This window comes from Paraburkholderia megapolitana (assembly GCF_007556815.1).
In the GTDB taxonomy this organism is placed as follows: Bacteria; Pseudomonadota; Gammaproteobacteria; order Burkholderiales; family Burkholderiaceae; genus Paraburkholderia; species Paraburkholderia megapolitana.
Genome location: NZ_CP041745.1, coordinates 2,675,044 through 2,689,646, shown reverse-complemented (window position 1 = coordinate 2,689,646; position 14,603 = coordinate 2,675,044). Strand labels below are relative to the sequence as shown.

Here is a 14,603-nt window from a genome sequence, read left to right as displayed (position 1 = left end):
CATGGTTGCCGCCGCTTCGCCCGCTTTTTCCGCCCCGTCCGAACCGGTTTGCGCACGTACCGCCGCGCTGGCCGCGTTGTGCGAGCGCGATCCAGCACGCAAGGCAGAGACAACACGCCTGTTGCAGGCCGAGGTTCGTAGCGGGGCCGCGGTGTGCCGCTCCGCTGCAACGTTCGTCGAGCCGCAGGACCTGCCGGGACGTCCCGCACGGCCCGAGCTGGTCGAGCCGCGCCAGCTCGGCAGGCGCAGCATGCAGTCGCCAGAAGGGCGGGCCGTGCTGCTGCATGCGCTCGCGCATATCGAGTTCAACGCGATCAACCTGGCACTCGACGCCGTATGGCGCTTTGCCGGAATGCCCACAGCGTTCTACGTCGACTGGCTTAAAGTCGCGGCAGAGGAAGCGCATCACTTTTCGCTGCTCGTCGCGCGGCTCGCCGAATTCGGCCATGCATACGGCGATTTTCCCGCGCACGACGGTCTGTGGGACATGTGCGACCGGACGCGCGACGACGTGCTCGCGCGCATGGCGCTCGTGCCGCGGACACTCGAAGCACGCGGACTCGATGCGTCGCCGCCGATCCGCGCGCGTTTGAAGCAGGCGGGCGACGATGCATCGGCGGCGATTCTCGACGTAATCCTGCGCGACGAGATCGGCCACGTGCTGATCGGTAACCGCTGGTTCCGCCATCTGTGCGACGCGCGCGCTCTCGATCCCCATACGACCTACACGCTGCTCGCCGAGCAGTACAAGGCACCGAAACTGCGCGGGCCGTTCAATTTCGCCGCGCGCCGCGACGCCGGCTTCGACGAAGCCGAACTGGCAGCGCTTGCCGGTCTCGATAGTCCGGCTGCGGACTGAACATTCCTTCCACGCTCCGACAGCCGCCGGACGCAGACGCCGATATAATCGAACGACCATTCTTTTTTGCGGGTCGCTCATGAATACCTCCCAGTCCGATTTCGTTTCCGTCCACGGTGTGCGGCTGCATGTGCGCCGCTGGGGGAATCCGGAGGCGCCCGCACTGTTCATGCTGCACGGCTGGATGGATGTCGCGGCGTCGTTCCAGTTCGTGGTCGACGCGCTGGGCGGCGACTGGCAGGTGATCGCCCCGGACGCGCGCGGTTTCGGGCTATCCGACTGGCCGGTCGCAGCGCGCGGCGCCGGACACTACTGGTTCCAGGAGTACCTGTCCGATCTCGATGCACTGCTCGACCACTACGCACCGACCGGCGAGGTTAATCTGGTCGGTCACAGCATGGGCGCGAACGTCGTTTGCCTGTATGCGGGGATCAGACCGGAGCGCGTGCGGCGTGTGGTCGACCTCGAAGGCTTCGGGCTGGCGCCTTCGTTTGCTGCGCAAGCGCCGCGGCGCCTGCGCAGCTGGCTCGACGAAATGCGCGAACCGCCGAGCCTGAAGCATTACGCGTCGCTGGACGCGGTCGCGGCACGGCTCATCAAGACCAACGAGCGCCTGAGCGCGCACCGCGCCCGGTTTCTCGCCGAACACTGGTCGCGTCCGGACGGCGAGGGCGGCTATGAGCTGCTGGCCGATCCGGCGCACAAGATGCGCGGCCCGATGCTGTACCGGCTCGACGAAGTCATGGCGGTGTGGGCCAAGGTGCAGGCGAAGGTGCTGCATGTCGAAGCGGCCGCGTCGCCGACACTCGCCATGATCGCCGGCGAGATTCCACTCGACGAATTCAAGGCCCGCTTCCGCGCGTTTCCGAACTGGCGCGAAAAGATCATCGACGATGCGGGCCATATGGTCCATCACGATCAGCCGGAGCAGGTTGCGGCGCTGATCGAGGCGTTCTGCACGTAGCATCGTCGTGCGATGTCACGCGGCTGACTTTTTGCGCATAAGGAAACCCGCGCGGCGCAGGCCATGCGGGTTTCCGGAGATTGGCCTGCGTTCGCTTACTGCATTGCAGTAAAATAGCGGCTGAACCTCCACAGAACAGAATGAACGCCGATCTCCATTGCCATTCCACCGTTTCCGACGGCCACTTCGCGCCCGCCGACGTCGCGCGGCGCGCGCACGCGTGCGGCGTGACGCTATGGGCGCTGACGGACCACGACGAAGTGGGCGGTCAGCCGGAGGCGCGCGCGACTGCCGAGGCGCTCGGCATGCGCTATCTGGGCGGTGTCGAGATTTCGGTAACGTGGGCGTCGCGGACCGTGCATATCGTCGGTTTGCATGTCGACTCTGCGTGTAGCGCGCTGGTCGACGGTCTGGCCCGCACGCGTAACGGTCGTGCCGCGCGTGGCGAGGCGATCGGCGAACAACTGGCCACGCTGGGCGTGCCGGGTGCGTATGAAGGCGCGTTGAAGTACGTGTCGAATCCAGACATGATGTCGCGCACCCACTTCGCGCGTTTCATGGTGGACGCGGGCTACGCGCAATCGACGCAGGACGCGTTTACCCGCTACCTCGGCGATGGCAAGCCGGGCTACGTCGCGCATCGCTGGGCGAAGCTCGCCGACGCGGTCAAATGGATTCACGCCGCCGGCGGCGAAGCGGTCATCGCTCATCCGGGCCGGTACGAATACACGCCGCTTGAGTTCGATGCGCTGTTCGGCGAATTCATCGATCTCGGCGGCAAGGCTATCGAAGTCGTGACCGGCAGCCACACGCCGGATCAGTATCGCGAGTATGCAGACGTTGCGCGCCGCTTCGGTTTCGAAGCCTCGCGCGGCTCCGATTTTCACGCACCTGGCGAAGGCCGCGTCGAGCTGGGCAGCTTGCCGCCGCTTCCGTCCGATCTCAAGCCTGTCTGGGAACGCTGGCTGTGATGCCGCGCGGTGCCGCAACGGCACGCGCCGCGCATCTGCCGATGCAAGCCGGCGCATCATCCAATTTCCTTAGCTGATCGCCATGTCGCAATTTTTTCGGGTTCATCCGGATAATCCGCAGTCGCGCCTGGTCAAGCAGGCGGTGCAGATCATCAACGATGGTGGCGTCGTTGCGCTGCCTACGGATTCCAGCTATGCGCTCGCATGCCATCTCGACGACAAGCAGGCGGTCGAACGCCTGCGGCGTATCCGCGGGCTCGACGAACGTCAGTTGCTGTCGCTGCTGGTGCGCGATCTGTCCGAGCTTGCCAATTTCGCGATGGTGGACAACCGTCAGTACCGGTTGATCAAGTCGGTGACGCCGGGGCCGTACGTGTTCGTGCTCGAGGCGACCAAAGAGGTGCCGCGGCGGTTGTCTCATCCGTCGCGCAAGACGATCGGGCTGCGGGTGCCCGATCATGCGATCACGCTTGCGATCCTCGAGGAGCTTGGTCAGCCGCTGCTGGGCACGACGCTGATCATGCCGGGTGAAACCGAGCCGCTCAACGATCCCGACGAGATCCGCGCGCGGCTCGAAAAGCAGCTCGATCTGGTGATCGATGGCGGTGCGTGTCCGCGCGAACCATCGACGATCATCGATCTAACTGGCGAAGAGCCGGTGCTGGTGCGGGCGGGGCGCGGCAGTCTCGCACCGTTCGGGCTAGGCCAGGCCGCATGAGCAGGCTGCATGAGCAAACAACATGAGCGGCGCGTTGGGACGACCTGAACGCACCGTAAAAGAAGGCAGACGGACGCGCGTAATCGCGTTGTTACAATAGCGAGCTATGGATTCCTCCCTGATACAAACTATCGCCGTCTACGCGTTGCCCGTGATCTTCGCGATCACGTTGCACGAAGCGGCACACGGTTACGTCGCGCGAATGCTCGGCGACAACACCGCCTACGTGCTGGGCCGCGTGTCGTTCAATCCGATGCGGCACATCGATCCGCTCGGCACGATCGTGATTCCGCTGGTGCTGTACTTCGCGACGAGCGGCGCGTTCATGTTCGGCTATGCGAAGCCGGTCCCGGTCGCGTTCGGCAATCTGCGCAATCCGCGCTGGGGCAGCTTGTGGGTCGCGCTTGCCGGACCCGGCTGCAATTTCGTTCAGGCGCTTGTGTGGGGCGTGGTCGGTGTGGTGCTTGCCGTGGCGGGTGTCGACGAACCGTTCTTCACACGGATGGCAGCCGCCGGTGTCGGCGTGAATCTCGTGCTCGGCGTGCTGAACCTGTTCCCATTGCCGCCGCTCGACGGTGGCCGCGTGCTCGTCGCCTTGCTGCCGACGCGTGCGGCCATCGCGCTGTCGCGCATCGAACCGTACGGGTTCTTCATCGTGATGGCGCTGGTGATGACGGGCGCACTGACACGCTACTGGCTACGACCGCTGGTCGATCTCGGCTACGATGCGGTCACGGCCATCCTGACTCCTCTCGTTTCGCTCTTCTCATAAGACCATGTTCCCAGACCGTATCTTCTCCGGCATGCGGCCCACCGGATCGCTGCACCTCGGCCACTATCACGGCGTGCTGAAAAACTGGGTGCGGCTGCAATCCGAATACCCGTGCTTCTTCTGCGTCGTCGACTGGCATGCGCTGACGACGCACTACGAAACACCCGAGGTCATCGAAAAGAACGTCTGGGATGTGCTGACCGACTGGCTCGCTTCCGGGATCGATCCGGCGCAGGCGACGCTGTTTATCCAGAGCCGGGTGCCCGAGCACGCGGAACTGGCGCTCTTGCTCGGCATGAGCACGCCGCTCGGCTGGCTTGAACGCGTGCCGACCTACAAGGAGCAGATGGAGAAGTTGAAGGACAAGGACTTGTCCACCTACGGCTTTCTCGGCTATCCGGTGCTGATGGCGGCCGACATCCTGTTGTATCGCGCGTCGCTCGTGCCGGTTGGCGAAGACCAGGTGCCGCACGTCGAAATGACACGCGAAATCGCGCGCCGCTTCAACTACATGTACGGGCGCGAACCGGGCTTCGAAGAGAAAGCGCTCGAGGCCGCGAAGAAACTGGGCGGCAAGCGCTCGAAGCTGTATCACGAATTGCGCAACGCGTATCAGCAGGAAGGCGACGACGAGGCGCTCGAGCAGGGGCGTGCGATGCTGCAGGAATCGCAGAGCCTGTCGCTGAACGATCGCGAGCGGCTCTTCGGCTATCTGGAAGGCGCGCGCAAGATCATTCTTCCCGAGTCACAAGCTTTGCTCACCGAAGCATCGCGGATGCCGGGGCTCGACGGACAGAAAATGTCGAAGTCGTACGGCAACACGATCGGCCTGCGCGAAGACGCCGAGACGATCACGAAGAAGGTTCGCACGATGCCGACCGATCCGGCGCGCGTGCGCCGTACCGATCCGGGTGATCCTGACAAATGCCCGGTCTGGCAACTGCACCAGGCGTACACCGACGAAACGACGCACGAGTGGGTGCAGAAGGGCTGTCGTACGGCAGGCATCGGTTGCCTCGACTGCAAGCAGCCGGTGATCGACGGCATCCTGCGCGAGCAGCAGCCGATGCTGGAACGCGCGCAGAAATACATGGACGATCCGTCGCTGCTACGCGCGATTGCCGCGGATGGTTGCGACAAGGCCCGCCGCTTCGCCGTCGAGACGATGCGTGACGTGCGCGAGGCGATGGGCCTCGCGTACAACTGAGCGCGTCCGCGGCGCCGCGTTGCTGTCTGTGAGCATGAGCGATCAGCCCTTGTTCACGGCCAGTCTGGCCGAGCCGTCGAGCTGGGTCTGCAACTGGGCGCATCTGATCGCGCCGGGTGGTGCGGTGCTCGACGTTGCCTCGGGGCGCGGCCGGCACGCCCGCTGGTTCGCTGAGCGCGGCCATCCGGTGACGGCCATCGATCGCGACATCGACGCGCTGGCCACGATGCGCGACGAACCGCGCATTGCCGCGCTCGCCGCCGATCTCGAAGGCGCGCCATGGCCCCTGCGCGCGGACGCACAGTTCGCCGCCGTGATCGTGACGAACTACCTGCATCGACCGCTGTTCACGACGCTGCTCGACGCGCTCGCCCCCGGCGGCGTGTTGATTTACGAAACCTTCGCGCACGGCAACCAGACGGTCGGCAAACCGTCCCGGCCAGAATTTCTGCTGGCGCCGGGCGAGTTGCTCGAGGTCGTCCGCGGGCGGCTGCGGGTTGTCGCATTCACCGATGGTTTTCTCGCACAACCGCGTCAGGCTTATGTCCAGCGGATCTGTGCGATTTTCGAGGCACCCGGTGACAACGATACGGAAGGTGCACGACCCCCTCCGCGTTACGTTCTGGCCGGCTAATCCGCTACAATCGCGTTTTACCGATTCAATTCATGGCGTTTCATGACTAACGGCACACATAGCAACGACGGCATCCAGATTCGCGGCAGCATCCCTGCCATCATTACGCCGATGCAGGAAGACGGTAGCCTCGATCTGCCGGCGTTCCGCAAACTGATCGACTGGCACATCGAAGAGGGCACGAACGGGCTGGTCGTCGTCGGGACGAGCGGCGAATCGGCGACGCTGTCGGTCGACGAGCACGTGCTGATGATCAAGACCGCAGTCGAGCACACAGCGGGCCGGATTCCGGTGATCGCGGGCTCGGGCGGCAACTCCACGGCGGAAGCGATCGAGCTGACCGAGCACGCGAAGCGTGCCGGCGCCGATGCGACGCTGCAGGTCGTGCCTTACTACAACAAACCGACCCAGGAAGGCATCTACCGCCATTTTTCGAAAATCGCGGAAACAGTCGATCTGCCGGTCATCCTCTACAACGTACCGGGCCGCACGGTCGCGGATATGTCGAACGAGACGATCCTGCGTCTGGCCCGCGTGCCAGGCGTGGTCGGCGTGAAAGAAGCGACCGGCAATATCGACCGCGCCGCGCACCTGATCAAGTCGGCGCCCGCACATTTCGGCATCTACAGCGGCGACGATCCGACGGCGATCGCGTTGATGCTGCTGGGCGGCCACGGCAATATCTCGGTCACCGCCAACGTCGCGCCGCGCGCGATGAGCGAGCTCTGCAAGGCCGCGCTTGCCGCCGACGCAAAGACTGCCCGCGCCATTCATCTGAAGTTGTGGTCGCTGCACAAGAACCTGTTCGTCGAATCGAATCCGATTCCTGCGAAATGGGCGTTGCAGCAACTGGGTCGCATTCAGGGCGGCATCCGCCTGCCGCTTACACCGCTCGATGCGCACTACCACGAAGGCGTGCTCGCCGCGCTGCGCGAAGCGGGCTTGATGGGCTGAAGCGGGGCTGGCCCGGTTGCTCGACCGGGCTGCACCGTCACAGGCATTTCCTTAACCGACGTCGATCCCGCCACGTTCCGGCTCAGAACCAGGCACCGCGTTCCAGCTTCACGAAGGACCTCATGAAACGTTCCGCACTTTCCCTCCACGCAACCCGCATGGCGGCGCTGGCGCTCGCTCTCGGTATGCTCGCCGGCTGCGATACGCTGAACGACTGGTTCGCTACCGATCGCGTCAACTACAAGACGACGGCCAGCGCGCCGCCGCTCGCAGTCCCCAGCGATCTGACGCCGACCGGTATCGATCCGCGCTACACCGCGCCCCCGGCCGACAAGGCGTTCGGCGGCGCACCGCAGCGCGCGGTGACGGCGGCTGGCAATTCGACCGAGGGCGTACCGAACACGCAGGATCCGCTCGGCATGCACATCGAGCGTGATGGCGATCATCGCTGGCTGGTGGTGGATGGCCGCACGCCCGATCAACTGTGGCCGCTGTTGCAGGACTTCTGGAAGGACAATGGCTTCTCGCTGAAGACCGACGCGCCGGCCACCGGCATCATGGCGACCGACTGGGCCGAGAACCGTGCGAAGATTCCGGATGACTGGTTCCGCCGCACGATCGGCAGGGTGATCGATGTCGCGTATTCGTCGGGGACCCGCGACAGCTTCCGCACGCTCGTGTCACGTGATCCGAACGGTGCCACCGACATTTCGATCACGCACAGTGCACTGGAAGAAATGCTGACCGGGCAGGACAAGACGTCGTCGCGCTGGGTCGAACGGCCGCGCGATCCCGCGCTTGAGGCGGAGTTTCTCGCCCAGTTGATGCAGAAGTTCGGGCTGACCGACGCACAGTCGAAGCAACTGCTGACCGACGCACGCCTCGCCGTGGCACCCGCGCAGCTCGATACGTCGAACGGCGGTTCGACGCTCGATCTGCAGGAGCCGTTTGACAGCGCATGGCTGCGTGTCGGTCTGGCGCTCGACCGGACGAACTTCACCGTCGACAACCGCGATCGCCAGAAGGGCATTTACTACGTGCGCTACGCGGATTCGACCCAGGAACTGAAGCGCGACGGGCTGTTCGGCAAGCTGTTCTATGGCAACGAAAGCGCTAAGAAGCAGGGGCCGGAATTCATGGTCAACGTGCGTTCGCGCGGCGATCAGCTGACCCAGATTGCCGTGCTCGATGCGAATGGCCAGCTCGATACGTCAAAGGACGCGCAGAACATCGTGTCGTTGCTGCACGCGCAACTGAACTAGGCGAACCATGCGGTTCGCGAGCCTCGGCAGCGGCAGTGAAGGCAATGCGCTGCTCGTCGAAGCGCAGGATGGGGCGACGACGACGCGGGTGCTGCTCGATTGCGGTTTTTCGGCGAAGGAAGTCGAGCGGCGGCTCGCGCGCATCGGCGCGAACGTCGAGGCGCTCGACGCCATCCTGATCACGCATGAACATAGCGACCACATCGGCAGTGCGCTGACGCTGGCCCGCAAGTGGTCGATTCCGCTGTACATGAGCTGGGGCACGGCCCGCGCAGTCGGTGCCGACGATGCCGACGTCGACCTGCGGGTGCTGTGGGGCGATGAGACAGTGGCGATCGGCGATCTTGCCGTACTGCCCTACACCGTGCCGCACGATGCCCGCGAGCCGTTGCAGTTCGTGCTGTCGGACGGAGCGGGGCGGCTCGGCGTACTGACCGACGTCGGCACGTCGACGCCGCATATCAGCGAGGTGCTGAGCGGTTGCGATGCACTGGTGCTCGAGTGCAATCACGATCTCGCGATGCTGGCGGCAAGCCGCTATCCGGCGTCGCTGAAAGCGCGCATCGGCGGTGCGCATGGGCACCTCAACAACGATGCCGCTGCGGAAATCCTTGCGTCGCTGGACCGGTCCCGGCTGCGACATCTGATCGCTGCTCACTTGAGCCAGCAGAACAATCTGCCCGAGCTCGCGCAGGCCGCGATGGCTGCCGTTCTGGGAACCGCTGCTACCGAAGTGATCGTCGCGTCGCAGGGGGAAGGGTTTTCGTGGCTGAGCCTGTAGGGCGGCACACATAGTCATAAAGCACGGCTACAAAGAAAAACGCGCATGACGGTAATCGTCATGCGCGTTTCTGTTTATAGCTTGTTACTTGCCGGTTTGCGGCTTAGTTACGGTTGCCGCCGAAGATACCAAGCAGCGCCAGCAGGTTCACGAACACGTTGTACAGATCCAGGTAGATCGCCAGCGTTGCCGTGATGTAGTTCGTCTCGCCGCCGTTCACGACGCGCTGCACGTCGACCAGCATGTACGCCGAGAAGATCACGATGGCGAGCACCGAAACCGTCAGCATCAGCGCCGGCAATTGCAGAAACATGTTGGCGACCGAGGCCAGCACGATTACGAGCACGCCCATGAACAGCCACTTGCCGAGGCCCGAGAAGTCACGCTTGCTGACCGTGGCGACCGTCGCCATCGCGGCGAAGATCACACCGGTGCCACCAAACGCGAGCATGATCAGCGACGGACCGTTCGAAAAGTGGAGCACGAAGCTCAGTATGCGCGACAGCATCAGGCCCATGAAGAACGTGAAGCCGAGCAGCACGAACACGCCGACGGCGCTGTCTTTGGTGCGCTGGATCGCGAACATGAAGCCGAAAGCAATGGCGAAAAACGCCAGCATGCTCATTGCCGGGCTGGTGGCGGCGAACAGCGTGAAACCGGTCGCGACGCCCACCCACGCGCCCAGTACTGTCGGCACCATCGACAGCGCGAGCAGCCAATAGGTATTGCGCAGTACGCGGTTGCGGGTTTCGACCGTGCTGACGGTGCCGCCACGGCCGAAGTTATAAGGGGTGTTCATGGTTTCTCCTTGCGTCGAACGCAGTGGTGCGGTGGTTGTGCCAGCCACGTGGCCTTCTGGGGCCCGACCGGCTGACCCTACATCTGGAAGCTACATCCCTAAGATTAACCCTGTCTTAAGGAGTTGCAAGACCTGCCGGACGGGTAACGCAAGGCACCTGCAACTCCCCTTGGAGTCTTTCAATGCTGTAAGGGTTCAATCGCAATCATACATGGGAACATGCTACAATAGCGGATTCATTTAAATCTGTAACCTCTTAATTTTCTGGAGTTTTTATGGCGCTCGAACGCACTTTGTCGATTATCAAGCCGGACGCAGTGGCAAAGAACGTGATTGGCCAGATCTACAGCCGTTTTGAAAACGCTGGTCTGAAGGTCATCGCTGCCCGCATGGTGCATCTGTCGCGTGCCGATGCCGAGAAGTTTTACGCCGTTCATGCCGCTCGCCCGTTCTTCAAGGACCTCGTCGAGTTCATGATCTCCGGTCCGGTGATGGTGCAGGTTCTGGAAGGCGACGACGCCATCCTGAAGAATCGTCAGCTGATGGGCGCAACCGACCCGAAGAAGGCAGAAAAAGGCACGATTCGTGCTGATTTCGCCGACAGCATCGACGCAAACGCGGTTCACGGCTCGGACGCAGCCGAAACGGCACGCGACGAAGTGGCGTTCTTCTTCCCGGCAGTCAACGTTTATTCGCACTGAGCGCCGGACAAAGTAGTAAGGTAAAAGCAGCAGGAACGGGCGCGAACGGCACAGGCGTTCATGCAGCTTGCTTTGCATGAATGTAGTCTCGCACTGAAATGGCAGGATTCGATATGACGAGCACAACCGTCAACCTTCTCGATCTCGACGCCGAGGGGCTCGTCGCCTATTGCGACAGCCTCGGCGAGAAGCCGTTTCGCGCCAAGCAGTTGCAGCGCTGGATCCACCAGTACAATGCGGCGGACTTCGACGGCATGACCGATCTCGCGAAGTCCCTGCGCGAAAAGCTGAAAGGGCGCGCGACCCTCGCGATGCCCGATATCGTCAGCGACCATATCTCTGCCGACGGCACCCGCAAGTGGCTGATCGACGTCGGCAACGGCAATGCCGTCGAAACCGTTTTCATTCCTGAAGAAACCCGCGGCACGCTGTGCGTGTCGTCGCAGGCGGGCTGCGCGGTCAATTGCCGCTTCTGCTCGACCGGCAAGCAGGGTTTTTCACGCAATCTCACTACCGGCGAAATCGTTGGCCAGTTGCGCATGGCCGAGTTCGCGCTGCGCGCCGCACGCGGCACCGCGATTGGCCGCGCGGCCGGCGGTGACGGCAAGGGCGAACGGGCAGTCACCAATGTGGTGATGATGGGCATGGGCGAGCCGCTTCTGAATTACGACGCGGTTGTGCCCGCCATGCGCCTGATGCTCGACGACAACGCGTACGGCCTGTCGCGTCGGCGTGTGACGCTGTCGACCTCGGGAGTGGTCCCGATGATGGACCGGCTCGGCGCCGATCTGCCGGTCGCGCTTGCAGTATCGCTGCACGCGCCTACAGATTCACTGCGCGACATGCTGGTGCCGCTGAACAAAAAGTATCCGCTGCGCGAGTTGATGGCAGCATGCGAGCGCTATCTGAAGGTAGCGCCGCGAGATTTCATTACGTTCGAATATTGCATGCTCGATGGTGTGAACGACAGCGAGGCGCAGGCGCGCGAACTGCTGGCCGTGACGCGCAACGTGCCGTGCAAGTTCAACCTGATCCCGTTCAACCCGTTCCCGGAATCCGGGTTGTTCCGCTCGAAGTCCGAACAGATCAAGCGGTTTGCGCAGGTGCTAATGGACGCGGGTGTCGTAACCACGGTGCGCAAGACGCGCGGTGACGACATCGACGCGGCCTGTGGCCAGCTGGCCGGAGCGGTCCAGGACCGCACGCGGCTCGCCGAGCGCACCGGGAAGGCGGCGAAAGTCATCGAAGTACGGGCTGTGTAGTCCGGCAGCGTCTGCGGCAACGTCAGCAGCAACGTCGCGGCGATGCGAGAGGAAAGTTTTGCAGAAGCGATCGGAAGCGGCACACATGCCGCGCATTTTGTTATAAACGGTCTGCGATCCGGATTGGGGCGGGGTGTCCCGAAGGGTCGCACGAGTGAAAAAGAATCGACGCGAAAGGATTTGGGATGAGTGAGCCGCAGCACCCGCAGCCGCAGGACACGGAGACGAACGCAGGCCGCCCCGCACCGGCTGTGGTGCAGCCGCTTGGGTCGGGCGGACTGGATTCGCTGGCGGCGCTGGGAGCGCGATTGACGCAACTGCGCGAATCGAAAGGCTGGACGATCGACGACGTTTCGGCCCGCCTGAAAGTGGCCGTGCCGAAGCTGCGCGCGCTCGAGGCGGGCGACATCAGCCATCTCCCGGATACGACATTTGCACTCGGCGTGGTGCGCAGCTATGCGCGTATGCTCGGTGCCGATCCCGCGCCGTTCACACAGGCGCTGCGCCGCGAAAAAGGCGTGCCCGAACCGGATCTGTCGATGCCGGCTTCGTCGGGACGCGATTTGCCGCGCGGCAAGGTTTCGCTGTCGCTGGGTGGAGCGCCGCGGCGTCGTTCGTGGCTGTGGGGAATTGCCGCAATCGTCGTCGCGGTGATCGCGCTGGCCATGTGGCATACGAACAGCGGCGAGTCGTCCGCGTGGTTCGCGCGCCTGAAGGCGAGCGCGAACGGCACCGCTGCTACGGCGGGCGATGCGGCGAGCACATCCGCTACGGTCGCGCAGGGCCAGACGGCCGCAGCCGACGATACGGCGAGTACGCCGGATAGTCAGAGCAATCAGGCCAACCAGACTAATCAGGCCGCGTCCACCGATGCAGGTGCCGTCGCATCAGGAACCCCGATGCCGGCCCCGTTGCCGACTGCCGCGGCACCGGCATCGACGGTTGTTGCCCCGGTGGCGCAGGCCAGCCAGCCGGCGGTCGCCGCCGCACCGGCGAGCGTCGCTACCACGCTGACTGCCAGCTCACCCGCCGCTGCGCCTCAGGAAGGCGAAGCGATCGTCGCGATGAGCGTCAACCAGGACAGCTGGTTCAGCGTGCGCCAGAACGACGGCAAGGAATTGTTCTCCGGCCTCGTTCACGCGGGAGAAACGAAGGAAGTCACCGGCGCAGCGCCGTTCAAGATCACGGTGGGCAACAAGGCAGGGCTCGCGTCGATGACGCTCGACGGCCAGCCGGTCGATCCCGCCAAGTATTCGTCGGCCCGAGGCAATGTGGCGCGCTTTGCGTTGCCTTGATTCTGTCATGACGCGCCGCGGCGAATCGGCCAGCGGCGCTTTCCCCGGTCGGGCATTGCCAGTGTGCAGGGCAGCCTGAGCGGTTTTTTTGCGGATTTTTTCGATGCATTCCGATCCCTTGCCATCCAGCAGCCAGATTTGTTCGTCCGAGCCCGTTTTCGGCGGCCACGCGCCGCGTCGCGTGTCGCATGCGGTCGACGTGCGTTGGGGCGGTCAGCTCGTGACGATCGGCGGCGACGCGCCAGTGCGCGTGCAGTCGATGACCAACACCGATACCGCCGACGCGATCGGCACAGCGATCCAGATCAAGGAGCTGGCACAGGCCGGCTCCGAGCTCGTGCGGATCACTGTCAACACACCCGAAGCCGCAGCCGCGGTGCCCGCTGTGCGCGAGCAACTCGACCGGATGGGCGTGAGCGTGCCGCTCGTCGGCGACTTCCACTACAACGGCCATCTGCTGCTGCGTGACTATCCGGGCTGCGCGGAAGCGCTGTCGAAGTACCGCATTAACCCCGGCAACGTCGGTCACGGTGCGAAGCGCGACACGCAGTTCGCGCAGATGATTGAAGCCGCGGCTCGCTACGACAAACCGGTCCGGATCGGCGTGAACTGGGGCAGTCTCGATCAGGAACTGCTCGCGAAGATGATGGACGAAAACGCCGCGCGCGCTGAACCGTGGGGAGCGCAGAGCGTGATGTACGAAGCGCTGATCCAGTCGGCGATCGGCTCGGCGGAACGGGCGGTCGAACTCGGGCTCAGCCGCAATCGCATCATCCTGTCGTGCAAGGTGAGCGGGGTGCAGGATCTGATCGCGGTGTATCGCGAACTCGCGCGTCGCTGCGGATTTGCGCTGCATCTCGGCTTGACCGAAGCGGGCATGGGTTCGAAGGGCATCGTTGCATCGACGGCGGCGCTATCGGTGCTGCTGCAGCAGGGTATCGGCGACACGATCCGGATTTCGCTGACACCGGAGCCAGGCGGTCCGCGTACCGGTGAAGTGATCGTTGGCCAGGAAATCCTGCAGACCATGGGCCTGCGTTCGTTCACGCCGATGGTGATCGCGTGTCCGGGTTGCGGACGCACGACCAGCACGCTGTTCCAGGAGCTTGCATCGCAGATCCAGACCTATCTGCGTACCCAGATGCCGGTCTGGCGCGACCAGTTCCCGGGCGTCGAGAAGATGCACGTCGCGGTGATGGGTTGCATCGTCAACGGTCCGGGCGAATCGAAGCAGGCGAACATCGGTATCAGCCTGCCGGGTTCCGGTGAGAATCCGGCCGCGCCGGTGTTCATCGACGGCGAGAAGGTCAAGACGCTGCGCGGCGAACGCATCGCAGAAGAATTCCAGCAAATCGTGAGCGACTACGTCGAGCGCACCTATGGTCGCGCAACGGCGCTCAACTAAATATTCGTCGATCGAAGAC

The 14,603-nt window shown here is 63.8% G+C and carries 15 protein-coding genes; 14 read left to right on the top strand and 1 reads right to left on the bottom strand.

The window, feature by feature from the left end; genetic code table 11:
- The first annotated feature begins 1 nt into the window (after window position 1).
- The 10 genes from FNZ07_RS25245 to FNZ07_RS25200 all read left to right on the top strand — a co-directional run bounded on the left by FNZ07_RS25245 (window position 2) and on the right by FNZ07_RS25200 (window position 9,122).
- Complete coding sequence (locus FNZ07_RS25245) at window positions 2–859, top strand: ferritin-like domain-containing protein (protein ID WP_091014176.1); 858 nt, start codon at window positions 2–4, stop codon at window positions 857–859.
- 79 nt (window positions 860–938) lie between these two features.
- A complete protein-coding gene (locus FNZ07_RS25240; RefSeq protein ID WP_091014172.1) occupies window positions 939–1,823 on the top strand; it encodes an alpha/beta fold hydrolase in 885 nt (294 codons plus the stop codon).
- Window positions 1,824–1,963: 140 nt separating this feature from the next.
- Entirely contained in the window at window positions 1,964–2,794 is an 831-nt protein-coding gene (locus FNZ07_RS25235; protein WP_091014169.1) for a 3',5'-nucleoside bisphosphate phosphatase, read from the top strand.
- Window positions 2,795–2,876: 82 nt separating this feature from the next.
- Window positions 2,877–3,512, top strand: a complete 636-nt coding sequence (locus FNZ07_RS25230; RefSeq protein ID WP_091014166.1) for an L-threonylcarbamoyladenylate synthase — start codon at window positions 2,877–2,879, stop codon at window positions 3,510–3,512.
- A 106-nt stretch (window positions 3,513–3,618) separates the two neighbouring features.
- Window positions 3,619–4,284 (top strand): site-2 protease family protein, encoded by a 666-nt coding sequence (locus FNZ07_RS25225; protein ID WP_091014162.1) that lies wholly within the window; start codon window positions 3,619–3,621, stop codon window positions 4,282–4,284.
- Between the two features lie 4 nt (window positions 4,285–4,288).
- Complete coding sequence (locus tag FNZ07_RS25220; protein ID WP_091014160.1) at window positions 4,289–5,491, top strand: tryptophan--tRNA ligase; 1,203 nt, start codon at window positions 4,289–4,291, stop codon at window positions 5,489–5,491.
- 34 nt (window positions 5,492–5,525) lie between these two features.
- Window positions 5,526–6,125, top strand: a complete 600-nt coding sequence (locus FNZ07_RS25215) for a class I SAM-dependent methyltransferase (protein WP_091014156.1) — start codon at window positions 5,526–5,528, stop codon at window positions 6,123–6,125.
- 42 nt (window positions 6,126–6,167) lie between these two features.
- Window positions 6,168–7,079 (top strand): 4-hydroxy-tetrahydrodipicolinate synthase, encoded by a 912-nt coding sequence (gene dapA, locus FNZ07_RS25210; protein WP_091014151.1) that lies wholly within the window; start codon window positions 6,168–6,170, stop codon window positions 7,077–7,079.
- A 122-nt stretch (window positions 7,080–7,201) separates the two neighbouring features.
- Window positions 7,202–8,341, top strand: coding sequence for an outer membrane protein assembly factor BamC (gene bamC, locus FNZ07_RS25205; RefSeq protein WP_091014148.1), 1,140 nt, complete (start codon window positions 7,202–7,204; stop codon window positions 8,339–8,341).
- Window positions 8,342–8,348: 7 nt separating this feature from the next.
- Window positions 8,349–9,122, top strand: a complete 774-nt coding sequence (locus FNZ07_RS25200) for an MBL fold metallo-hydrolase (protein WP_091014145.1) — start codon at window positions 8,349–8,351, stop codon at window positions 9,120–9,122.
- 103 nt (window positions 9,123–9,225) lie between these two features.
- On the opposite strand, the gene FNZ07_RS25195 is transcribed toward FNZ07_RS25200, so the two are convergent.
- Window positions 9,226–9,921, bottom strand: a complete 696-nt coding sequence (locus tag FNZ07_RS25195) for a Bax inhibitor-1/YccA family protein (protein ID WP_091014142.1) — start codon at window positions 9,919–9,921, stop codon at window positions 9,226–9,228.
- 275 nt (window positions 9,922–10,196) lie between these two features.
- On the opposite strand from FNZ07_RS25195, the gene ndk reads away from it, so the two are divergent.
- The 4 genes from ndk to ispG all read left to right on the top strand — a co-directional run bounded on the left by ndk (window position 10,197) and on the right by ispG (window position 14,584).
- On the top strand, window positions 10,197–10,622 hold the full coding sequence (gene ndk / locus FNZ07_RS25190; RefSeq protein WP_091014139.1) for a nucleoside-diphosphate kinase: 426 nt from the start codon (window positions 10,197–10,199) through the stop codon (window positions 10,620–10,622).
- Window positions 10,623–10,735: 113 nt separating this feature from the next.
- Complete coding sequence (rlmN, locus tag FNZ07_RS25185) at window positions 10,736–11,884, top strand: 23S rRNA (adenine(2503)-C(2))-methyltransferase RlmN (protein WP_091014135.1); 1,149 nt, start codon at window positions 10,736–10,738, stop codon at window positions 11,882–11,884.
- Window positions 11,885–12,069: 185 nt separating this feature from the next.
- Window positions 12,070–13,179 carry a helix-turn-helix domain-containing protein gene (locus tag FNZ07_RS25180; protein ID WP_091014132.1) on the top strand — a complete coding sequence of 370 codons (1,110 nt, stop codon included), beginning with the start codon at window positions 12,070–12,072 and terminating at the stop codon, window positions 13,177–13,179.
- A 103-nt stretch (window positions 13,180–13,282) separates the two neighbouring features.
- On the top strand, window positions 13,283–14,584 hold the full coding sequence (gene ispG / locus FNZ07_RS25175; protein ID WP_091014124.1) for a flavodoxin-dependent (E)-4-hydroxy-3-methylbut-2-enyl-diphosphate synthase: 1,302 nt from the start codon (window positions 13,283–13,285) through the stop codon (window positions 14,582–14,584).
- Window positions 14,585–14,603 lie beyond the last annotated feature (19 nt).